General features: G+C 63.4%; 17 protein-coding genes, 1 tRNA gene and 1 pseudogene. 5 read left to right on the top strand and 14 right to left on the bottom strand.

Going from position 1 to position 20,602, the window contains the following annotated elements:
- From infC to BGRAMDRAFT_RS28855, 8 genes and pseudogenes are all read right to left on the bottom strand, one after another.
- Positions 1-421, bottom strand: a pseudogene (gene infC / locus BGRAMDRAFT_RS28890) (translation initiation factor IF-3); the annotation flags it as partial.
- A gap of 49 nt (positions 422-470) precedes the next feature.
- Positions 471-2,378, bottom strand: coding sequence for a threonine--tRNA ligase (thrS, locus tag BGRAMDRAFT_RS28885; RefSeq protein ID WP_006052437.1), 1,908 nt, complete (start codon positions 2,376-2,378; stop codon positions 471-473).
- 250 nt (positions 2,379-2,628) lie between these two features.
- A tRNA-Val gene (locus BGRAMDRAFT_RS28880) sits at positions 2,629-2,705 on the bottom strand.
- A 130-nt stretch (positions 2,706-2,835) separates the two neighbouring features.
- Entirely contained in the window at positions 2,836-5,079 is a 2,244-nt protein-coding gene (locus BGRAMDRAFT_RS28875) for a RelA/SpoT family protein (RefSeq protein ID WP_006052436.1), read from the bottom strand.
- A gap of 106 nt (positions 5,080-5,185) precedes the next feature.
- The gene (locus BGRAMDRAFT_RS28870) at positions 5,186-5,539 is read right to left on the bottom strand and encodes a RidA family protein (protein ID WP_006052435.1); all 354 of its coding nucleotides are present in this window, start codon (positions 5,537-5,539) and stop codon (positions 5,186-5,188) included.
- An 80-nt stretch (positions 5,540-5,619) separates the two neighbouring features.
- A complete protein-coding gene (locus BGRAMDRAFT_RS28865; RefSeq protein ID WP_006052434.1) occupies positions 5,620-6,531 on the bottom strand; it encodes an alpha/beta fold hydrolase in 912 nt (303 codons plus the stop codon).
- 297 nt (positions 6,532-6,828) lie between these two features.
- A complete protein-coding gene (locus BGRAMDRAFT_RS28860; protein ID WP_006052433.1) occupies positions 6,829-7,470 on the bottom strand; it encodes a CoA transferase subunit B in 642 nt (213 codons plus the stop codon).
- A gap of 2 nt (positions 7,471-7,472) precedes the next feature.
- Positions 7,473-8,177 carry a CoA transferase subunit A gene (locus BGRAMDRAFT_RS28855; protein WP_006052432.1) on the bottom strand — a complete coding sequence of 235 codons (705 nt, stop codon included), beginning with the start codon at positions 8,175-8,177 and terminating at the stop codon, positions 7,473-7,475.
- A 241-nt stretch (positions 8,178-8,418) separates the two neighbouring features.
- Here BGRAMDRAFT_RS28855 and BGRAMDRAFT_RS28850 point away from each other — a divergent pair, with 241 nt between their 5' ends.
- Entirely contained in the window at positions 8,419-8,964 is a 546-nt protein-coding gene (locus tag BGRAMDRAFT_RS28850) for a PAS and helix-turn-helix domain-containing protein (protein ID WP_006052431.1), read from the top strand.
- 41 nt (positions 8,965-9,005) lie between these two features.
- Here BGRAMDRAFT_RS28850 and BGRAMDRAFT_RS28845 read toward each other — a convergent pair whose 3' ends face one another.
- Both BGRAMDRAFT_RS28845 and BGRAMDRAFT_RS28840 read right to left on the bottom strand, forming a co-directional pair.
- Entirely contained in the window at positions 9,006-9,449 is a 444-nt protein-coding gene (locus BGRAMDRAFT_RS28845; protein ID WP_006052430.1) for an acyl-CoA thioesterase, read from the bottom strand.
- Between the two features lie 58 nt (positions 9,450-9,507).
- On the bottom strand, positions 9,508-10,284 hold the full coding sequence (locus tag BGRAMDRAFT_RS28840) for an SDR family oxidoreductase (protein ID WP_006052429.1): 777 nt from the start codon (positions 10,282-10,284) through the stop codon (positions 9,508-9,510).
- Between the two features lie 187 nt (positions 10,285-10,471).
- On the opposite strand from BGRAMDRAFT_RS28840, the gene BGRAMDRAFT_RS28835 reads away from it, so the two are divergent.
- Positions 10,472-12,145: an electron transfer flavoprotein-ubiquinone oxidoreductase gene (locus tag BGRAMDRAFT_RS28835; protein WP_006052428.1), complete on the top strand. Its 1,674-nt coding sequence runs from the start codon at positions 10,472-10,474 to the stop codon at positions 12,143-12,145.
- A 61-nt stretch (positions 12,146-12,206) separates the two neighbouring features.
- Here BGRAMDRAFT_RS28835 and BGRAMDRAFT_RS28830 read toward each other — a convergent pair whose 3' ends face one another.
- From BGRAMDRAFT_RS28830 to BGRAMDRAFT_RS28815, 4 genes are all read right to left on the bottom strand, one after another.
- Positions 12,207-13,685: a tetratricopeptide repeat protein gene (locus BGRAMDRAFT_RS28830; protein ID WP_006052427.1), complete on the bottom strand. Its 1,479-nt coding sequence runs from the start codon at positions 13,683-13,685 to the stop codon at positions 12,207-12,209.
- A gap of 60 nt (positions 13,686-13,745) precedes the next feature.
- Entirely contained in the window at positions 13,746-14,846 is a 1,101-nt protein-coding gene (gene aroC / locus BGRAMDRAFT_RS28825; protein ID WP_006052426.1) for a chorismate synthase, read from the bottom strand.
- A 99-nt stretch (positions 14,847-14,945) separates the two neighbouring features.
- On the bottom strand, positions 14,946-16,910 hold the full coding sequence (locus tag BGRAMDRAFT_RS28820) for an MFS transporter (protein ID WP_044021940.1): 1,965 nt from the start codon (positions 16,908-16,910) through the stop codon (positions 14,946-14,948).
- Between the two features lie 147 nt (positions 16,911-17,057).
- On the bottom strand, positions 17,058-17,516 hold the full coding sequence (locus BGRAMDRAFT_RS28815; RefSeq protein ID WP_006052424.1) for a CBS domain-containing protein: 459 nt from the start codon (positions 17,514-17,516) through the stop codon (positions 17,058-17,060).
- Between the two features lie 254 nt (positions 17,517-17,770).
- Between BGRAMDRAFT_RS28815 and BGRAMDRAFT_RS28810 the strand changes: the two genes are divergently transcribed.
- From BGRAMDRAFT_RS28810 to BGRAMDRAFT_RS28800, 3 genes are all read left to right on the top strand, one after another.
- Positions 17,771-19,192 carry an O-acetylhomoserine aminocarboxypropyltransferase gene (locus BGRAMDRAFT_RS28810; protein ID WP_006052423.1) on the top strand — a complete coding sequence of 474 codons (1,422 nt, stop codon included), beginning with the start codon at positions 17,771-17,773 and terminating at the stop codon, positions 19,190-19,192.
- Complete coding sequence (locus tag BGRAMDRAFT_RS28805) at positions 19,189-20,022, top strand: alpha/beta fold hydrolase (RefSeq protein ID WP_006052422.1); 834 nt, start codon at positions 19,189-19,191, stop codon at positions 20,020-20,022. Before BGRAMDRAFT_RS28810 ends, BGRAMDRAFT_RS28805 begins: the two co-directional genes overlap by 4 nt.
- Before the next feature lie 241 nt (positions 20,023-20,263).
- Positions 20,264-20,584, top strand: a complete 321-nt coding sequence (locus BGRAMDRAFT_RS28800; RefSeq protein WP_006052421.1) for an Mpo1-like protein — start codon at positions 20,264-20,266, stop codon at positions 20,582-20,584.
- Positions 20,585-20,602: the final 18 nt, after the last annotated feature.

The raw sequence follows: 20,602 nt of genomic DNA, 5'->3' as shown, positions 1-20,602 counted from the left end.
GTTCCAGCATGCGCATACCGATTTCCTGGTGAGCCATTTCGCGGCCACGGAAACGCAACGTGATTTTCGTCTGTCGCCGTCTTCGAGAAAGCGAATGAGGTTGCGCAGTTTGACGTTGTAGTCACGTCGTCAGTGCCCGGGCGGAATTTGACTTCCTTGACTGAACGATCTTCTGCTTGAGCTTGGCCTCGTGCTGCTTCTTCGCTTCCGAGTACTTGAACTTGCCGTAGTCCATCAAGCGGCAAACCGGCGGAACCGCTTGCGGCGCGATTTCCACCAGATCCACGTCTTGCTGTTCCGACATGCGGAACGCATCAGCGAGTTTCACGATGCCGAGCGGTTCGTTCTCGACTCCGACCAGACGCACCTCGGGTGCCGTAATTTCACCGTTGATGCGGTGCGCAGACTTATCAGTAGCGATGTTACGTTTCCTCTAAAAATTAAAAAAACGAGCCGGGCTGCCAAGTGGCTCAGTTGAACGACTGCACGTCCAGGCGCAGACGCTCAATGAAGGTATCGGCAGGCATCACGCCAAGGTCGACACCACCACGGGCACGCACGGCTACCGTTTGGGCTTCACGCTCCTTGTCGCCGACCACAAGCAGGTACGGCACCTTCTCAAGCGTGTGCTCACGTATTTTATAGCTAATCTTCTCGTTGCGCAAATCGGCCTCTACTCTAACCCCTTGTTTTTGCAACGATTGGGCTAGAGACTGGGCGTATTCGGCCTGACTTTCGGCGATATTCATCACCACCACCTGCATCGGCGCAAGCCACGCGGGCATTGCACCGGCATGGTGCTCGATCAGAATGCCGAGAAAGCGCTCCATTGATCCGACGATTGCCCGATGCAGCATGATGGGCCGGCGACGGCTGTTGTCTTCCGCGACGTACTCCGCGCCGAGACGCTCCGGCAGCACCATGTCGAGCTGCAGCGTGCCGCATTGCCACGAGCGGCCGAGCGCGTCCTTGATGTGATATTCCACCTTCGGACCGTAGAACGCGCCTTCGCCCGGCAGTTCTTCCCACGTCACGCCGCACGCGGTCAGCGCTTCGCGCAGGCCCTGCTCCGCGCGATCCCACGTTTCGTCCGTGCCGGCGCGCGCATCAGGGCGCAGCGACAGCTTGATCTCGACATGATCGAAGCCGAAGTCGCTGTACACGCTCATGGCGAGCGTATTGAAAGCGATCGACTCGCTGATGAACTGGTCTTCCGTACAGAAAATGTGTGCGTCGTCCTGCACGAACCCGCGCACGCGCATCAAGCCATGCAGCGCGCCCGACGATTCGTTGCGGTGGCACGAGCCGAACTCCGCGTAACGCAGCGGCAGATCCCGATATGAGCGCAAGCCGTGGTTGAACACCTGCACGTGACCGGGGCAGTTCATCGGCTTGATCGCGTAGTCGCGCTTTTCCGATTCCGTCGTGAACATGTTTTCACGATAGTTCTGCCAGTGGCCCGACGCCTCCCACAGCGACCGGTCCATGATCATGGGCGTCTTGATCTCCAGATAGCCGGCGTCGTTCACGCGGCGGCGCATGTACTGCTCGACCTGCTGCCACAACGTCCAGCCGCGCGGATGCCAGAACACCATGCCCGGCGACTCGTCCTGCATGTGAAACAGGTCAAGCTGCTTGCCGAGCTTGCGGTGATCGCGTTTTTCCGCTTCCTCGAGCATGTGCAGATACGCTTCCTGGTCTTCTTTCTTCGTCCAGGCCGTACCGTAAATGCGCTGCAACTGCTCGTTCTTCGAGTCGCCGCGCCAGTAAGCGCCCGCGACCTTCATCAGCTTGAAGACCTTGAGCTTGCCGGTGGACGGCACGTGCGGACCGCGGCACAGATCGGTAAAGCCGCCGTGCGAGTACAGCTTGATTTCGTCGGTAGCGGGAATCGACTCGATGATCTCCGCCTTGTACTTCTCGCCGATGCTCTTGAAGTAGTCGACCGCTTCGCCGCGCGACACGACGCGGCGCGAAACCGGCTCGTCTTTCTTCGCGAGTTCCTGCATGCGCTTTTCGATCTTTTCGAGATCTTCGGGCGTGAAGGGACGGCTGTAGGCGAAGTCGTAGTAAAAGCCGTTGTCGATCACCGGACCGATGGTGACCTGCGCTTCGGGATACAGGTCTTTCACCGCGTACGCGAGCAAATGCGCCGTGGAGTGCCGAATGATGTCGAGACCGTCTGCGTCTTTTTCGGTGATGATGGCCAGCGACACGTCGTGGTCGATCAACGTGGACGTATCGACGAGCTCACCGTCGATCTTGCCGCCGAGCGCGGCCTTCGCGAGGCCGGGGCCGATGGACGCGGCCACTTCGGCGACGGTCACCGGATGCTCGTACTGTCGAACAGAACCGTCAGGCAGACGTATCGAAACCATTGCGTTCTCCGTGATGCCGACCGGCGGCGGCAGATACAACCATCAAACAAGCCAAAAAAAATGCGGCCCCGCTTTCGAGGGGCCGCATTCACATTTCCTGCAAACTGCACTGGCGAAAGTGGTCCTCGACTAGCGTCGCTCCGAAGTGGTTTCGGTCAACGTTCGCGGTGTCATAACCGTATTCGCCTTTTGCGCCGAGGCGCTTACTGCAGTTTGCGAAACCCCGGCTACGCCGGAATTTCACTTTCGTTGGTAGGCTCGATTGGACTCGAACCAACGACCCCCACCATGTCAAGGTGGTGCTCTAACCAGCTGAGCTACGAGCCTGAAGAAACGAGATTATATGGAGCACCACACTGCTTGGCAAGTACTTTTATGCACCGACTTTAAATCCGCTACTGCCCATCATTTCATGACTCGCGCGATAACCGCATGAGTCCATCAACACACCGCGCTTTCACCCTTTACGCGATGCGCGCACGACACCAGTCACTTCGCCGAGCAGCGTGCAGGCGCGCTGGATTTGCGCGGCACTCGACACCTCGACGGTGAATTGCATGAACGCGGCATTGCGGCGCGTCTGCGTCTTCACGCCGATCACATTCATCTTCTCTCTCGCGAACACTTCCGAGATGTCGCGCAGCAGTCCCTGGCGGTCGGTCGCCTCGATCGACAGATCAACCGGATAGACCGACTGCCCGCGCCCGCTCATCACATCCGCGGACCATGCGGTTTGCAGCACCCGCTCCGGCGCACGCTCGGCCATGCGCATGAACGTCGGGCAATCGCTACGGTGAATCGACATGCCCTTGCCGCGCGTCACGAAGCCCGAGATGTCGTCGGGCGGCGCAGGCCGGCAGCAGCGCGCGAGCTGCGTGAGCAACGCGTCGACACCGACCACCAGCACGCCCGTCGACGCGCCGCGCGCCACGCTCGCTCCGCTGCTGCGCTTCTCGAATTGCTCCGGCGCCTCGACCACCGGCTCCGGCGGCGGCGCATCGTGCAGCGCCTGCTCGACGAGCCGCAGACTGAACTCTTCCTTGCCCACGACGGAGAAGAGATCGTCGGTGGTCTTGAAGCCGAGCTTGGCGGCAAGCTGATCCAGATTGACCGACGTCTTGCCCTCGCGCTGCAAGGTCTTTTCGACCATCGCGCGGCCGCTTGCGATGTGCTCCTGCAACTCGACCGCATTGAACCAGGCGCGCACCTTCTGACGCGCGCGCGGGCTATGCAGATAGCCGAGCTGCGGATTCAACCAGTCGCGCGACGGACCGCCCTCCTTCACCGCGACGATCTCGACCGTCTGACCGTTTTGCAACTGCGTGTTCAGCGGCACCATCGCGCCGTCGACGCGCGCGCCGCGGCACCGATGCCCCAGCTCGCTATGCAGGTGATAAGCAAAGTCCACCGGCGTCGCGCCATGCGGCAACGCGATCACCCGGGCTTGCGGCGTGAGCACGTAGATGTGGTCGTCGTCGAGCGTGGCCTGGCGCAGTTGTTCCCACGGTTGCGCCGCGCGCTTTTCGCCGTGCTCGCCCTCGGACACATCGTCTTTCCATGCGAGCAATTGACGCAGCCACGCGATCTTCTCGTCGTACTTCTCATTGGCCGCGAACTGGCCGCCGTAACCGCGCGTGCCGGCCTCCTTGTAGCGCCAGTGCGCGGCCACGCCGTATTCGGCGAAGCGATGCATTTCGTGCGTGCGGATCTGCACTTCGAACGCGCGGCCGTCGTCGCCGATCACGACTGTGTGCAGCGACTTGTAGCCGTTCGGCTTGGGCCGCGAGATGTAGTCGTCGAACTCTTTCGGCACCGGTTGCCACAGGTTGTGCACGATACCGAGCACGGTGTAGCAGTCCTTGATGTCCGGCACGATCACGCGAAACGCGCGCACGTCGTAGAGTTCCGCGAAGTCCAGCTCCTTGCCGCGCATCTTGCGCCAGATGCTGAAGATATGCTTCGGGCGCCCGCTCACTTCCGCGCGAATGTTGGCGGCGGCGAGTTCCTGCTGCAGGCGTTCAATGGCCTGCGCCACATAACTTTCGCGCTCGACGCGCTTCTCATCCAGCAGCTTGGCGATGCGCTTGTAAACCGCCGGTTCCTCGAAGCGGAACGCGAGGTCCTCGAGTTCCCACTTCAGTTGCCAGATGCCCAGACGGTTCGCGAGCGGCGCATAAATGTCGAGCGTTTCGCGCGCCACATCCGGCGACGGCGTGAGCTTGGCCGCCGCGTAATAGCGCAGCGACTGCAGCCGCGACGCGAGCCGGATCAACACCACGCGAATGTCCTGCGCGAACGCGAGCAGCATCTTGCGCAATGCCTCGACCTGCGCGCGCCGTGCGGCCTGCGCGTCGCGCCCCGCTTCGGGCATCGTGTTCTGTGCGGCGCGCAAGCTCACGGTGCCAAGGCGCAGCAGCTTGCGCACGTCGCTGACCAGTTGCGCGACTTCTTCGCCGAAGTTGTCGGCGATCACGCGTTCGGGGTCCTGCAAATGCGGCGTCAACGCGAACAACGCCGCTGCCAGCACGGCCGCCGGATCGACATTGAGCGTGCGCATGATGGACGCGGTGCCTGCCGCGTGATCCGCCAGCAATTCGCCCGATGACAGACGCACCTCGCCCGCATGCAGCCGTACGAATGCCATCGCTTCGTCGAAAGACGGGAGGGGATGCGGCGCGTTCGTAACGGTTTCGGTATTCATGGTGCGCGGCCCAGCGGGCCCTGGCAAATCAACGGAATTTCAACTACGACTGCACGATGCTGCGTTGCTTGGTGCGTCGCTTATCTGCGTCGCCCAACTGCGTTGCTTAGCTACGCTGCGCCGCGACCACGACGATTTCAACGAGGCACTTCGGATTCGCGAGCTTCGCTTCGACCGTCGCGCGCGGCGGCGTCGCGCCTTGTGCGACCCACTCGTCCCACACCGCGTTCATGCCGGCGAAATGCACCATGTCCGAGATGTAGATCTGCACGGACAGCAGATGCGATTTATCGCTGTTGACCTCGGCCAGCAGGCGGTCGATGTGGCCGAGCACTTCGCGCGTCTGCCCCGTGATGTCCTGATCCGCATCTTCGGCGATCTGGCCGGCCAGGTAGACCGTGCCGTTGTGCACGGCGATTTCCGAGAGGCGCTTACCAACATGGTGACGAATGACTGCCATGGAGAATCCTGACGTAGATAGAAGAAGGTTGAATGGAAATGCCGCTTGCATGACCCGAAAGCGTCACGCGGAACTGCATATTATGACGCGTCGTTGCCGGGGCCGATAAAGAACCGCTTCGCAATGTCGATCTGATCCGCCGACAGAAACGCCGGCGCATGCCCGACGCCGCCAATCTCGACGCTCGACACGTCGCGCCCGGTCTCGACCATCTTCGCGACCGTCTCGCGCGACAGCAAATCGGACTGCTCGCCTCTCACCACCAGCACCGGTCCCTGGAACGACGCCAGCGAATGCCATAGCGCGGCCTCGCCGAGTTTCGCGGCTTCTTCGGTGGTCGCGGCGAAGGGCTGCGCGATGCGCGGATCGTAACGAAACAGCCACGTGCCGTTCTCCTCGCGCAAGAGCGGCGTATTGATCTCGCGCCATTCGTCCGGCGTGAGCGGGCCGAAGGTTGTCGCAAGAAACGCCGCGTGATCGATGCCTTGCTGCAGCGACTCGAAACGCACGGGCTTGCCGAGATAGTCGCCGATACGCTTGACCGCTTCCGGCTCGAGATGCGGCCCCACGTCGTTCAACAACAGCTTGCGGATCGGCGTCTCAGGAAGGCCCGCCAGACCGAGCCCGATCAGGCCACCCATCGACGTGCCGAACCAGTCGACCGTTTCCACGTCCAGCCGGGCAATCAGCGTGACCATGTCGGCGACATACTGCGGCACGCTATATAGATTGGGGTTGGCAAGCCACGATGACAAGCCCCGGCCCGCCACGTCCGGACACACCACACGGTACGTGCCGGCGAATTGCGCGGCCAGCCGGTCGAAGTCGCGCCCCGAGCGGGTCAGGCCATGCACGCACAACAGCACGCGCGGATTGTCCGGATCGCCCCACTCCGTGTACGCAATACGATGCAGGCCCGCGGCGCTCGCGCACTGCACATAACGTTGGCGCGGCGTGGGCCGCTCACCGGCGAAGGCTGTCGTTGCAGTCATCTGGGGTCCTTGCAAAAGCGCTGCGGATTGAGCTTGCGTGCGGGCGCGAATGCTGCGAAAGACCGCCCGCGTCGAATCTTCAAATGATTGCTTCGGACGATTGTAAACCGCTTTGCCGCGTGACAAGGATCGTCCAAACGGCATAGGACGAACGACCCAAAACATCCGCCGCATAAGACAAAAGCGGACGAGACTCACGCCTCGCCCGCTTTCTTGCATGCTTCACACAACGCGAACAATCAACGCCGCCAGCCAGCGCCTATACGTCAGGCCGGCAGCGCCATCAACAACCGCGTATCAGCTAACCGCGCTCACATCCAGCGGCGCGCCTGTCTTTGCCTTGATCTCGTCGACGCTCACGCCCGGCGCCAGTTCGGTCACCTTCAAGCCGTCGTCAGTGACTTCGATTACGCCGAGGTCGGTGATGATCTGATCGACCACGCCCACGCCCGTCAACGGCAGCGTGCATTCTTCGAGGATCTTGTGCTGATCGCCCTTCGCGACGTGCTCCATCAGCACAACCACGCGCTTGACGCCCGCGACCAGATCCATCGCGCCGCCCATGCCCTTGATCATCTTGCCGGGGATCATCCAGTTGGCGAGATCGCCCTTCTTGCTGATCTGCATGGCGCCGAGAATCGCCAGGTTGATGTGGCCGCCGCGGATCATCGCGAATGAATCCGCCGACGAGAAAATCGAAGAGCCCGGCAGCGTGGTCACCGTCTGCTTGCCCGCGTTGATGAGGTCGGCGTCGACTTCGTCTTCGGTCGGCGAGGGGCCGATGCCGAGCAGGCCGTTCTCCGACTGCAGCCACACTTCGACGCCCGCCGGAACGTGGTTCGCCACCAGCGTCGGCAGGCCGATGCCGAGGTTCACATAAAAGCCGTCCTGCAATTCCTTCGCCGCGCGCGCGGCCATTTCGTCACGAGTCCATGCCATGATCAGTCTCCTTTCGCGCGGACGACGCGTTGTTCGATGCGTTTTTCCGGATGCGCATTCAGCACGATGCGCTGCACGAAGATGCCCGGCGTGTGAATCGCGTCCGGATCGAGTTCGCCGACTTCGACGATCTCTTCGACTTCCGCGACCGTGATCTTGCCGGCCATCGCGCACATCGGATTGAAGTTGCGCGCGGTGCGGCGATAGATCAGGTTGCCCGACTTGTCGGCCTTCCATGCCTTGACGAGCGCGACATCCGCAGTCAGCGAATGTTCGAGCACGTAGTGGTTCTCGCCGAATTGCCGCGTTTCCTTGCCTTCGGCGATCAGCGTGCCGTAGCCGGTGTTGGTGAAGAACGCCGGAATGCCCGAGCCGCCCGCGCGCAGTTTCTCGGCGAGCGTGCCTTGCGGCGTGAATTCGAGCTCGAGTTCGCCGGCCAGATACTGGCGCTCGAACTCCTTGTTCTCGCCGACATACGACGAAATCATTTTCTTGATCTGGCGCGTCTCGAGCAGCAGACCGAGACCGAAGCCGTCGACGCCCGCGTTGTTGCTGATGCACGTAATGCCCTGCACCTTCGTATCGCGCAACGCGGCGATCAGCGCCTCGGGAATGCCGCACAGGCCAAAGCCGCCGACGGCGAATGTCTGCCCGTCCTTGACGATGTCTTTCAGCGCCTCGGCGGCGCCTGGATAGACCTTGTTCATCAGTATGTCCCTTCCTTTATGGAAACCCGAAACCGGTTTATTGCGGCTGATACGACGCGTACAGGCCGAGGCCCGACACGTCATTCTAGTCATCCGGGAGACGCATCGCGTGGAGAGAGGACAAAGCCTCGCGCACGCGCGCTCACGGACGCTTCACCGCGTTCTCATGTGCCCGAAAGAGTACGCTCGCCGCGCCATGCGGCACAATACGCAAAAATACATAAGTACTTGCCGCCAGCCCATGCCCGCCCTGGATTATCAAACCGCTTTTCATCTCGCGCCGATCGGGCTCGTGCTGTCGCGTGAACGCATTATCGAAGACTGCAATGACGAGCTCGCGTCGATCTTCGGCTGCCCGCGCGAGGCGCTGATCGGCCAGTCGTTTCAGATTCTGTATCCGTCGGCGGACGAATTCGAGCGGATCGGCGCACGCATTCCGCCGATCATGACCGCGCAAGGCAGCTACGCCGACGACCGCATCATGAAGCGCGCCAACGGCGAACTGTTCTGGTGCCACGTGACGGGCCGCGCGCAGCGGCGCACCGACCCGCACGCGGCGGGCGTCTGGACGTTCGAGGATCTGAGCGCGACGCGGCGCGTGGCGGTCGAATTGACGCCTCGCGAACGGGAAATCGCCGCGCAACTGGTGACGGGAAAAACCAGCAAGCAGATTGGCCGCGCGCTCGCCATCAGCCCGCGCACGGTGGATGTGTACCGCGCGCGCCTGATGCGCAAATACGATACGGGGAACGCGACGGAGTTGTTGCAGCGGCTGCTTGGGCACTGAGTCGGAGACAGACCGCGCTCCGAACGTCGCCCCTCGCGAACTTAAGCCGCGCGCTCGGCCGTTTTCACCAGAGCCGCACGCTCGATCGTTGCGCGCAGCAGATCGGGAACCGGCACCGACTTGCCGGCCGCGTAGTCGATCCACACACAGCGCGCGGCGCCGCGCGCATAAACCGTGTTCGGATCGTCCGCGCGCACCAGCTCGAAGCCGGTGTCGAAGCTGCTGCGGCCCGGCGTCGCGACGCTCATGCGGCCGATCACGTCGCCGGGATAATGCAGTTGCTTGAGAAATTCCATCGACGCATTGACGATCACCGGCCCCTGCCCGTCCGCCTGACTGCCGCTCAGCCCCAACTGCTCGAACCAGGAAATACGCACCTGCTCCATGTAGCGGAAATAGACCGTGTTGTTCACATGGCCGAATGCGTCCATGTCGCCCCAGCGGATCGGCATCGACATCTCAAAGACTGCGTGAAAATCGCTCATTGTGCTTCTGCTCTTCCCGCTTCTTAAGTGATTGAATCCTGCCTGAAACGAGTGAAAGTCACGCGAGGCCGAAGCCGTCGTCGGCGGCGATCACCGAGCCGTTGATGAACTGCGATTCGTCGGCCGCCAGCAGCAGCAACAGGCCGTCGAGATCCTCGGGCTTGCCGACGCGATGGCGCGGCAACATCGACACGAGCTTTTGCCCCTGCTCGGTCGACCAGTGATGATGATTGATTTCCGTGTCGATATAGCCAGGACAGATCGCGTTCACATTGATGCCGTGCTTGCCCCATTCGAGCGCCATCGCTTTCGTCATGTGGACGACGGCGGCCTTGCTCATCGAGTAAAGGCCGATTTGCGGCAGCACGCGCAGCCCCGCCATCGACGCGATATTGATGATCCGGTACGACGGTTTCTGCGCATTGTTGCCGCGCATGATCATGCGCTTGGCCACTTCCTGCGCGACGAAAAACGCGCCGCGCGTATTCGTATCGAACACGTACTCGAAGTCCGCGGGCGTGACTTCGGAGAGCTTCTGCGTGGTCGACACGCCCGAGTTGTTCACCAGAATGTCGATGGTGCCGGCTTCGGTCTCCGCGTGCGCGACCGCCGACTTGATGCTCTGATAATCGGTTACGTCCAGCGAGACGACATGCGCCGCGCCGCCCGATGCCTCGATTTCGGCGCGCAGTTCCTTGAGCCGCTCGGTGCGCCGGCTCGCCAGCACGACCTTGGCGCCGGCCTGCGACAACACCTGCGCAAAGCGCTTGCCCAACCCGCTCGACGCGCCGGTTATCAACGCGACCTTGCCTTCCAGATTGATCGAACGGCCCATTGTGGTTCCTTGTTCGGTTGTAGTTACGAATGCGGTTGTCAGTCGCGGCCCGCGCTGCACTCGGGTCAATACCGTATCACGAGAATAGAACGCTCGTGCTAATCTCCGTCGATGCGGTTGCAGTGCAAGAATCCATCGCCCACAATACGATCCCGAAAAAAGCATTCTAACGGTAAGAGGAGCATCAATGACCCCCGCAAGTCTCATCGAGCAGTACGGCCCGCGCGAGTCGATGGAATACGACGTCGTGATCGTCGGCGGCGGCCCGGCAGGCTTGTCCGCGGCGATCCGCCTGAAGCAGCTCGCGGCCGGCAAGGGCGTCGAGCTTGGCGTCTGCGTGCTGGAAAAGGGCTCGGAGATCGGGGCGCACATCCTCTCCGGCGCGGTGATGGACCCGCGCGCGCTGAATGAACTGATTCCCGACTGGAAGGAAAAAGGCGCGCCGCTGACGGTCGACGTGACCGAAGACCGCTTCCTGTTCCTCACCGAAACGGGTTCGAAAAGCGTGCCGAACTGGGCGCTGCCGGACAATTTCAAGAACCACGGCAACTACGTGATCAGCCTCGCGAACGTCACGCGCTGGCTGGGGCAGCAGGCGGAAGCACTGGGCGTCGAGATTTTCCCCGGCTTTCCGGCGGCCGAAGTGCTCTATAACGACGACGGTTCCGTCAAGGGCGTCGCGACCGGCAACCTCGGCATTGGCAAGGACGGCCAGCCGACCGAGAACTTCCAGCTCGGCATGGAGCTGCACGCCAAATACACGCTCTTCTGCGAAGGCGCGCGCGGGCATCTCGGGCGTCAGTTGAACGACAAATTCAGGTTGCGCGACGGCGTCGATCCGCAGGTCTACGGCATCGGCATCAAGGAACTGTGGGAGATCGATCCGGCCAAGCATAAGCCTGGGCTCGTGATGCACACGGCCGGCTGGCCTTTGCAAACGGACACGTACGGCGGCTCGTTCCTCTATCACATGGACAACAACCAGGTGGTGGTCGGCTTCGTGGTGGGTCTCGGCTACACGAATCCGTATCTGTCGCCGTTCGAGGAATTCCAGCGCTACAAGACGCATCCGGCGATCCGCCAGTTCCTCGAAGGCGGCAAGCGCGTGTCGTATGGCGCGCGCGCGATCACCGCAGGCGGCCTGATGTCGCTGCCGAAGCTGGTGTTTCCGGGCGGCGCGCTGGTCGGCGACGATGCGGGCTTCCTGAACGCATCGCGCATCAAGGGTTCGCATGCGGCGATCAAGACCGGCATGCTCTCTGCCGACGCCGCGTTCGAAGCCGTGCAGGCCGGTCGTCATAACGACGAACTCGCGGCTTATCCGGAGAGCTTCAAGACTTCGTGGCTGCATACCGAGTTGTACCGCGCCCGCAATTTCAAGCAGTGGATGAGCAAGGGCCTGTACCTGGGCACGCTGATGGTCGGCATCGAGCAGAAGCTGCTGGGCGGCAACGTGCCGTGGACGCTGCATCACCAGCATTGGGACCACGAGATGCTGAAGCCCGCGTCGCAATGCACGCCGATCGAGTATCCGAAGCCGGATGGCAAGCTCACGTTCGACCGCTTGTCTTCGGTGTTCATCTCGAACACGAATCACGAGGAGAACCAGCCCGCGCATCTGACGCTGAAGGACCCGACGGTGCCGGTGAACGTGAACTGGCAGACGTATGCGGGCCCGGAAGCGCGTTATTGCCCGGCTGCGGTGTATGAGTTCGTGAAGAACGACGACGGCGGCGAACGGCTCGTCATCAACGCGCAGAACTGCGTGCACTGCAAGACGTGCGACATCAAGGACCCGACGCAGAACATCGTGTGGGTGACGCCGGAAGGCGGCGGCGGGCCGAACTATCCGAACATGTAAGGTCGGGATTTATAGCTTCAAGGCGCAGGCGGCCCACGCCTGCGCTGCGAAAGCAATGGCGTCAGCCGCGCGCCATCCGTTCGATACGTTCGCGCACCTGCGCGACCACCGGCGCCCACGCACCCACCGTGGGTTGCCTGAACAGTTCGATCGAATCGTACCAGGGCGTAGCCGCCGAATCGCTGCCCCAGAACCACGCCGATACATGGTCGATCATCAAACAGGTCGGCACGCCGAGCGCGCCGGCCAGATGAGCCGGCCCGCTGTCGATCGTGACCATCAGGTCGAGATTCGCCAGCAACGCGGCGACGTCGTCGAATCCGGACTGGAAATGATGCGTGAGGTCCACGACGTCGAGGCCCTTCGCACGCCACTGCGCGACGGTCTCGCCACGTCCCGGCGACAGCGCGAAATACGTCACGCCCGCGACATCCAGTAACGGTTCCAGTTGTTCCGCCGGCACCGACCGTCGCGCGTCGCGAATATGGTCGGGATTGCCGTTCCACACCAGCCCGACCTTGCGATTGCCGCCAGGCTTTCCGGCGATGCACGCTTCTACGCGATCCCGCCACACCTGCACATGCTGCAGGTCGGCGCTCAGATAAGGCGCGCCCCAGCCGCTCGCATCCACAATGCCGAGGCGCAGCGGCAAGCTCATTAGCCCGCAATGGAAATCAGGCTGCGTTTCAAGGCTCGTTTCGAGCCGCAGATCCGCGGGCAACGTCCGTTCGAAGAGATGCCGCAACGGCCCGTCGTGACCGAAGATCACAGTGCCGCCCTCGCGCCGCGCACGCTCGGCGAGAAGCGGCAAAAAGCGCACTGCCCACAGACAATCGCCGTTGCCCTGCTCGCCGTACACAACCAGCGTCTTGCCCGTCAGCGGCTCGCCTTGCCAGTGCGCGCTGATCGCGGCGAGCGCCTGCTGCGCGTTGTTCAACTCGCCAGCAAACGCGTTGCGCGACTCGTAATGCGCCCAGCCTTCGGCAAAACGTCCATTGCGGATCTCGAGTTCCGAAAGGTCGAACCACGCATGCGCGTTTTCCGGCGACGACGCGAGCACCTGACGCAGCAAGGCTTCCGCTTCCGCGAAACGCGACTGCTCCTTCACGCACAACGCGAGCTTGTGAAGCGCCACCGGATTGCCGGGCACGACGCGCACCGCTTCGCGCAGCAACTGCTCGGCGGTAGTGAAGTCGTCGCGATACTGAACGGCCGCCGCGCGCCAGACCAATGCGTTGGCATCGGCGGGATTTTGCGCAAGCAGCAGCGCGGTCGCGGATTCGACAAGCGCCCAATCGCGCACGATGAACGCGGTCTGCGCAATCGTGTGAAGCAGCGTTGGCTCGCAGGCCGGCTCGGCCTGATAGGCGCGCACAAGCGCCACGAGCGCTTCGCGTTGCAGCGCCTTGTCGCGGCCCGCGTGCTGCAGCAGCGCCTGACCGAACGCGAGGTAATCGTGCGCGCTCGCGTGCGGCGCCGAGGCACGCGAGCGCAGCGCCGTCAGAACGTCGCCCGCTGGCTCGATAGGAGGATGATTCATGCGAGGAAGGCGCCGCGCGCCGCTTGTGCAATGCGATGTGAGAGGCGCTAACGGCGCCCGTTAAGGCGCGCTCGCCGCGATCTTCGGCGTGCTGACCGAGACGTCGCCGCATTGCGCGCGGTGACGCAGCGCGTGGTCGATCAGTACCAGCGCGAGCATGGCTTCCGCTATCGGCGTGGCGCGAATGCCGACGCACGGGTCATGCCGGCCGAACGTCTCGACAACTGCCGGCTGCCCCGCTTTGTCGATGGAACGGCGCGGCGTGCGGATGCTCGACGTCGGTTTGATCGCGATCGACACCGTGATGTCCTGCCCCGTCGAAATACCGCCGAGCACGCCGCCCGCGTGGTTGCCCACAAAGCCCTCGGGCGTGAGTTCGTCGCCGTGCACCGAGCCGCGCTGCGCGACGCTCGCGAAGCCCGCGCCGATTTCGACGCCCTTCACCGCGTTGATCCCCATCATGGCGTGGGCGATGTCCGCATCGAGCCGGTCGAACAGCGGCTCGCCGAGGCCCACGGGCACGCCCGACGCCACCACGTTGATACGCGCGCCGATCGAGTCGCCGTCCTTGCGCAGCGCGTCCATATACGCTTCGAGCTGCGGCACGATGTCCGCGTTGGGCACGAAGAACGGGTTCTCGCGCACCTGCGCCCAGTCGACGAACGGCACGTCGATTTCGCCGAGCGCCGCCATATAGCCTCGAATTTCAGTACCGAATTTCTCGCGCAGCCACTTCTTCGCCACCGCGCCCGCCGCGACGGTTGGCGCCGTCAGCCGCGCCGACGAACGGCCGCCGCCGCGATAGTCGCGAATGCCGTACTTCTGCCAGTAGGTGTAGTCGGCGTGACCCGGACGGAAGGTGTCCGCGATATTGCCGTAGTCCTTGCTGCGCTGGTCGGTATTGCGAATCAGCAGCGCGATCGGCGCGCCGGTGGTTTTGCCCTCGAACACGCCCGACAGAATCTCGACCTTGTCTTCTTCCTGACGCTGCGTGACGTGCCGCGACGTGCCGGGCTTGCGGCGGTCGAGCTCGAGCTGGATGTCGGCTTCGTCGAGCGCCATGCCCGGCGGGCAACCGTCGATCACGCAGCCGATGGCCGGGCCATGCGATTCGCCGAAGGTCGTGACAGTGAAAAGCGTACCGAGGGTGTTGCCGGACATGAGCGTCGTCCAAAGGATGCGGGGAAGACGCTATTATGCCAGCCCCTTGGGGCACGAGGCCGCCCGCGGCGCCGGCTTATGACTTCCGGACAAGCCGGCCTATTTGCGCGCGCCGCGCAGTTCCGTGACGGTTTTCTGCAGCAGTTCCGGCGTGGCAAGCGCCGGCTCGATCGGCTCGCCGACCGCGAGCGTCAGCCGGCTCATCACGCCCTTTTGCACCGGCCGCGGCCAGCGCGCGTCGTTGGCGCGCGAAAACACGCTGCCCCACAGCCCGCGCAGCGCCATCGGAATCACAGGCGCGGGCGTACGCCGGATGATCTCGGTCACGCCATGACGGAACGGATTCATCTCGCCCGTGCGAGTGAGCTTGCCCTCGGGGAAGATGCACACCAGTTCGCCCTCGGCAAGCGCCTCGGCGCAGCGCTCGTAGGCGCGCGTCAGCAACTGCGCGTCCTCGTGCGCGGGTGCGATCGGAATCGCCTTCGCGTGACGAAACACCCAGCCGGCGAACGGCGTCCTGAAAATGTGATGATCCATCACGAAGCGGATCGGCCGCGGACTCTCGGCCATGATCACGACGGCGTCGACGAAACTGACGTGATTGCAGACGAGCACGGCCGCGCCTTCGTCCGGAATCCGCTCGGCGTGCACGAGGCGAATCCGGTAGAACGTGTGCACCAGCAGCCAGGCGATGAAGCGCAGCAGAAACTCGGGCACGAGCGAATAGATGTAAGTCGCCACCACGATATTGAGCAGCGCCGTGACGAGGAAGATTGCCGGAATGCTGAAGCCCGCCGCCGTCAGGCCGACCGCCATCAGCGCGGACACGATCATGAACAGCGAATTGAGAATATTGTTCGCCGCGATGATGCGCGCCCGGTGGCTCGGCTGGCTGCGGCTCTGGATCAGCGCATAGAGCGGCACGCTGTAGAAGCCGCCGAACATCGCGAGCAAAAACAGATCGGCGAGCACGCGCCAATGCGCGGCGCGCCCAAGAAACTCGGCCACGCTCAACAGGTGTCCGACGGGCGGCAACGCGTGGCTGGCGAAAAAAAGGTCGATGGCGAACACGCTCATGCCGATCGAACCGAGCGGCACGAGGCCGATCTCGATGCGCCGCTTCGAGAGCTTTTCGCACATCAGCGAGCCGAGGCCGATGCCGATCGAGAACGTGCCGAGCAGCACCGTCACGACGTCCGGATTGGCGGACAACACGTCTTTCGCAAAGCTGAAAAACGACGACAGAAACGTCGCGCCCACGAACCACAGCCACGATATGCCGAGCAGACTCAGGAACACCGTGCGGTTTTCGCGCGCGAGCTTCAGGTTGCGCCAGGTCTCGCTGACCGGATTCCAGTTGATGCGCAGATCCGGCTGCGGCGCTGCCGTCACCGGAACGAAGCTCGACACCACGCGCCCCGCCAGCGCAATCGCGACGCACGCGCAGGCCAGCAGCAGCGCGCCATGTTCGACGAACCCCGCACTCGCGCCGCCGATGATCGTGCCGACGAGAATCGCGACGAAGGTGCCCATCTCGACCATCCCGTTGCCGCCGACAAGCTCGTGGCTCGACAGATGTTGCGGCAGGTACGAATACTTGACGGGCCCGAACACGGTCGAATGCACGCCCATCAGAAACGTGCAGAAATACAGCAGCGGCGCGCTATGCAGCAGGAAACCCGCGCCGCCGATCAGCATGACGGCGATCTCGAAGGTCTTGACGAAGCGTGTGAGCAGCGCCTTGTCGTACTTGTCGGCAATCTGCCCGGACGTGGCCGACAGCAGCACGAAAGGCAGGATGAAGATGGCCGAGATCAGAAACGCCGCGGTTTTCGGATCGACGCCCGAAAAGCGCGCCGCCTGAAACGTGACGAGCGACGTGAACCCGATCTTGAAGACGTTGTCGTTCATCGCGCCGAGGAACTGCGTCCAGAAAAACGGCGCGAAACGGCGCTCACCCAGCAGCTTGAACTGCGATTCGTGGCCGCCATGCCGGCTCGCGGCGCGCCCGGCGGCGGGTAGCGTGCGCGTTGGCGGCGTAGGAGGCGTGGGGCTCTGACTCATGAAGTTTGACGAACGGATGGGGAAATGCGCGTCTGGAGTGCGCGCCAGTGGGGCAGCTCCGCAACGCGCGTGACGAGCGAGCGCCGCGCGCACAAAAAAGGCGCGCGCTCTCGCGCACGCCTTCATTCAATATTGGGTCCTGCCGCCTTAACGCGCCGGCTGCTGCCCCTGCTCTTCCGGCCAGTCGCGGATATACGCCTTGAGCATGCGGTTTTCGAAGCCCTGCTCTTCGACCACCGCCTTCGCGACGTCGTAGAACGAAATGACACCCATCAGCGTGCGGCTTTCCATGACCGGCAGATAACGCACGTGATGCTCGAGCATCATGCGGCGCACTTCGTTGACGTCCGTTTCGGGCGTGCAGGTGAGCGGATGATCGTCCATGACCTTACGAATGGTCGACGTGCCCACGCTTCCGCCGTTCTCCTTGAGCGTCAGAATAATCTCGCGGAATGTCAGCATGCCGACCAGGTCGCCGTACTCCATGACGACGAGCGAACCGATGTCATGTTCGGCCATGGTGTTGACTGCGTCGTGCAGCGTGGCATCCGGCGTGACCGTGAAAAGGGTGTTGCCTTTGACTTTAAGAATGTCGCTGACTCGCATGATCTGTCTCCCGAAATACCCGCTAGGCATGGTAATGCATCAATGACTTTCGATCCTATCGGAAAGGCCCATAAAAGGAAAGCGGCCCCCCCACCAAGGCGGGGCGGCCTTCCGCCGCCAGGCAAAGGCTGCACGCACACCCGCACGCACACACTCGCGCATCGGGAAAACCGCGCTTGAAGCAGCCTGCGCCGGTGATACGATGGCCGCCACCTTGACCTTTCGCGAGACCGCCCGTGGCCTCGCCGACCAGCATGTCCGCCAACCGTTTCGACACGCTTGCGCTGCACGCCGGCGCCGCGCCCGACCCCACCACCGGCGCGCGCGCCACGCCAATCTATCAGACCACTTCGTTCTCGTTTCGCGATGCGGACCACGCGGCCGCGCTCTTCAACATGGAGCGCGCCGGCCATGTCTACTCGCGCATCTCGAATCCGACCGTGGCCGTATTCGAGGAGCGCGTCGCGGCGCTCGAAAACGGCGCGGGCGCGATCGGCACGGCGAGCGGCCAGGCCGCCTTGCACCTCGCGATCGTCACGCTGATGGGCGCGGGCTCGCACATCGTCGCTTCGAGCGCGCTATACGGCGGCTCGCATAATCTGCTGCACTACACGTTGCGCCGCTTCGGCATTGAAACGACGTTCGTCAAACCCGGCGACATCGACGGATGGCGCGCGGCGCTGCGCCCGAACACACGCCTGCTGTTCGGCGAAACGCTCGGCAATCCGGGCCTCGACGTGCTCGACATCGCCACCGTCGCGCAGCTCGCCCACGAGCATCGCGTGCCGCTTCTCGTCGATTCCACGTTCACCACGCCGTATCTGCTGAAACCGTTCGAGCACGGCGCGGACTTCGTCTATCACTCGGCGACCAAGTTCCTGGGCGGCCACGGCACGACCATTGGCGGCGTGCTGGTGGACGGCGGCACGTTCGACTTCGACGCCTCCGGGCTCTTTCCCGAATTCACCGAACCCTACGACGGCTTCCACGGCATGGTGTTCAGCGAGGAAAGCACCGTTGCGCCATTCCTGCTGCGCGCTCGCCGCGAGGGCTTGCGTGACTTCGGCGCATGCCTGCATCCGCAAGCCGCCTGGCAGCTTCTGCAAGGCATCGAAACGCTGCCTCTGCGGATGGAACGGCATGTCGCCAACACGCGCCGCGTGGTCGAGTTCCTCGCCGGCCATGCGGCGGTCGAAGCCGTCGCGTATCCCGAACTGCCGACGCATGCCGATTACGCGCTCGCGCAACGCCTGCTGCCACGCGGCGCCGGCGCCGTGTTCAGCTTCAATCTGCGTGGCGACCGCGAGGCCGGCCGCCGTTTCATCGAAGCGCTGTCGCTGTTCTCGCATCTCGCGAACGTCGGCGACGCGCGCTCGCTGGTGATTCACCCTGCTTCCACCACGCACTTCCGGATGGACGCGGCCGCGCTCGCCGCGGCGGGCATCGCGGAAGGCACGATCCGGCTCTCCATTGGTCTCGAAGACCCGGATGACCTCATCGACGATCTGAAGCGCGGCCTGAAAGCCGCGCAGAAATCGACGCAGAAGCCGACGCAGAAGCCGGCACAGAAGCCGGCACAGAAGCCGGCACAGAAGCCGGCGCAGAATCCCGCGCAGGACGGCGCGCCGAAGACAGACAGCAGCACCGCTTCGCAACCGCGCCCGGAGTCGCCATGATCCTGACCGTTCAAGGCAAGGCCGCCTATGCCTACACCGGCGGCAAACCGTTCGACCGGAGTCTGCCGACTGCCGTTTTCATCCACGGTGCCGAGCACGACCATAGCGTGTGGGCGCTGCAAACGCGCTATTTCGCGCACCACGGCTTTAGCGTGCTGGCCGTCGATCTCCCCGGACACTGCCGCAGCGCCGGCCCCGCGTTGCACACCATCGACGCGCTGGCGGACTGGCTCGCCGCGTTGCTCGACGCCGCCGGTGTCGCGCGCGCATTCGTGGCCGGTCATAGCATGGGGTCGCTGATCGCGCTCGACTTCGCCGGCCGCTTCCCGCAGCGAACCACGCATCTCGCGCTCCTCGCCACCGCGTTGCCGATGGCGGTCTCCGATACCTTGCTCGAAGCCGCCCTACATCGAGAGCCGGAGGCAATCGACATGGTCAACCAATGGTCGCACTCGACGCTCGCGGCCAAACCGTCCTGCCCCGGTCCTGGCTTCTGGCTGCACGGTATGAACCAGCGGCTGATGGAGCGCGTTTCGGCAAAAGGCGAGACGCATCTCTTTCACACCGATTTCACTGCATGCAATAGCTACGCGGACGGCCTCGTGCGTGCCGCGCAGGTTCGCTGCGCGACGCGCCTCGTGATCGGCCGCCGCGACGCAATGACGCCGCCGCGCGCCGCCAGGGCACTCGCCGATGCGCTCGCGCAGGCAGGCGCGCCCGTCGACACCGTCACGTTGGAAGCCGGACACGCGCTGATGACCGAACAGCCCGACGCCACGCTCGACGCGCTGTTCAGTTTTGCTTCGAGACCGGTTCACGCGGCGGATTAACGCGGGGCTGCTGCGCTTCGTCGCGAGTTGATTTTTTCAGCCCGCTCGCCAGCCAATTCACGCACCCACGATAACCGCGCCGAAGCGCCTTCGCCATCGTCCGAATGGCCAGGTTGCGCCAGGCACGCGATAGCCGGACAATGAATCGAGCCTGTCATTTCGCGCGCCGTCGGGGCATCGCGAAAACGCAGTTCGCAACAACAGGCGATGATTCGCAACGCGTAGCAATCCGGAGGCCGTTATGGCTCATACCGCGCATACCGATCACTTCGCGAACTTCGCGGAGTTTTACCCGTACTACCTGAGCGAGCATCGCAACCTGGTCTCGCGGCGGCTGCATTTCGTGGGCTCGCTCGGCGTGATCGGCTGCCTCGCGATGGCGCTCGCCACCGGCGACTGGCCGTGGCTGCCCGCGGCCGTCGTCTGCGGATACGGCTTTGCCTGGGTCGGCCATTTTTTCTTCGAGAAGAACCGGCCCGCAACGTTTCGCCATCCGCTCTACAGCCTGATGGGCGACTGGGTGATGTTCAAGGACATCTGCGTCGGCAAGATTTCGTTGTAGCGCGAGCGAGCGGTGCCG

The organism is Paraburkholderia graminis C4D1M, from assembly GCF_000172415.1.
GTDB lineage: Bacteria > Pseudomonadota > Gammaproteobacteria > Burkholderiales > Burkholderiaceae > Paraburkholderia > Paraburkholderia graminis.
Note: the sequence above shows the minus strand (reverse complement) of the source record. Positions and strands in the feature narration are given on the sequence as shown.

Excerpts from the sequence above, each read along its gene's own strand:
- BGRAMDRAFT_RS28805 (WP_006052422.1), top strand. The coding sequence starts at position 19,189 with ATGATCCTGACCGTTCAAGGCAAGGCCGCCTATGCCTACACCGGCGGC.
- BGRAMDRAFT_RS28835 (WP_006052428.1), top strand. The coding sequence starts at position 10,472 with ATGACCCCCGCAAGTCTCATCGAGCAGTACGGCCCGCGCGAGTCGATG.
- BGRAMDRAFT_RS28810 (WP_006052423.1), top strand. The coding sequence starts at position 17,771 with ATGTCCGCCAACCGTTTCGACACGCTTGCGCTGCACGCCGGCGCCGCG.
- BGRAMDRAFT_RS28855 (WP_006052432.1), bottom strand. The coding sequence starts at position 8,177 with ATGAACAAGGTCTATCCAGGCGCCGCCGAGGCGCTGAAAGACATCGTC.
- BGRAMDRAFT_RS28870 (WP_006052435.1), bottom strand. The coding sequence starts at position 5,539 with ATGGCAGTCATTCGTCACCATGTTGGTAAGCGCCTCTCGGAAATCGCC.
- BGRAMDRAFT_RS28860 (WP_006052433.1), bottom strand. The coding sequence starts at position 7,470 with ATGGCATGGACTCGTGACGAAATGGCCGCGCGCGCGGCGAAGGAATTG.
- aroC (WP_006052426.1), bottom strand. The coding sequence starts at position 14,846 with ATGTCCGGCAACACCCTCGGTACGCTTTTCACTGTCACGACCTTCGGC.
- BGRAMDRAFT_RS28800 (WP_006052421.1), top strand. The coding sequence starts at position 20,264 with ATGGCTCATACCGCGCATACCGATCACTTCGCGAACTTCGCGGAGTTT.
- BGRAMDRAFT_RS28815 (WP_006052424.1), bottom strand. The coding sequence starts at position 17,516 with ATGCGAGTCAGCGACATTCTTAAAGTCAAAGGCAACACCCTTTTCACG.
- BGRAMDRAFT_RS28875 (WP_006052436.1), bottom strand. The coding sequence starts at position 5,079 with ATGAATACCGAAACCGTTACGAACGCGCCGCATCCCCTCCCGTCTTTC.
- BGRAMDRAFT_RS28865 (WP_006052434.1), bottom strand. The coding sequence starts at position 6,531 with ATGACTGCAACGACAGCCTTCGCCGGTGAGCGGCCCACGCCGCGCCAA.
- BGRAMDRAFT_RS28850 (WP_006052431.1), top strand. The coding sequence starts at position 8,419 with ATGCCCGCCCTGGATTATCAAACCGCTTTTCATCTCGCGCCGATCGGG.
- BGRAMDRAFT_RS28820 (WP_044021940.1), bottom strand. The coding sequence starts at position 16,910 with ATGAGTCAGAGCCCCACGCCTCCTACGCCGCCAACGCGCACGCTACCC.
- BGRAMDRAFT_RS28830 (WP_006052427.1), bottom strand. The coding sequence starts at position 13,685 with ATGAATCATCCTCCTATCGAGCCAGCGGGCGACGTTCTGACGGCGCTG.
- BGRAMDRAFT_RS28845 (WP_006052430.1), bottom strand. The coding sequence starts at position 9,449 with ATGAGCGATTTTCACGCAGTCTTTGAGATGTCGATGCCGATCCGCTGG.
- BGRAMDRAFT_RS28840 (WP_006052429.1), bottom strand. The coding sequence starts at position 10,284 with ATGGGCCGTTCGATCAATCTGGAAGGCAAGGTCGCGTTGATAACCGGC.
- thrS (WP_006052437.1), bottom strand. The coding sequence starts at position 2,378 with ATGGTTTCGATACGTCTGCCTGACGGTTCTGTTCGACAGTACGAGCAT.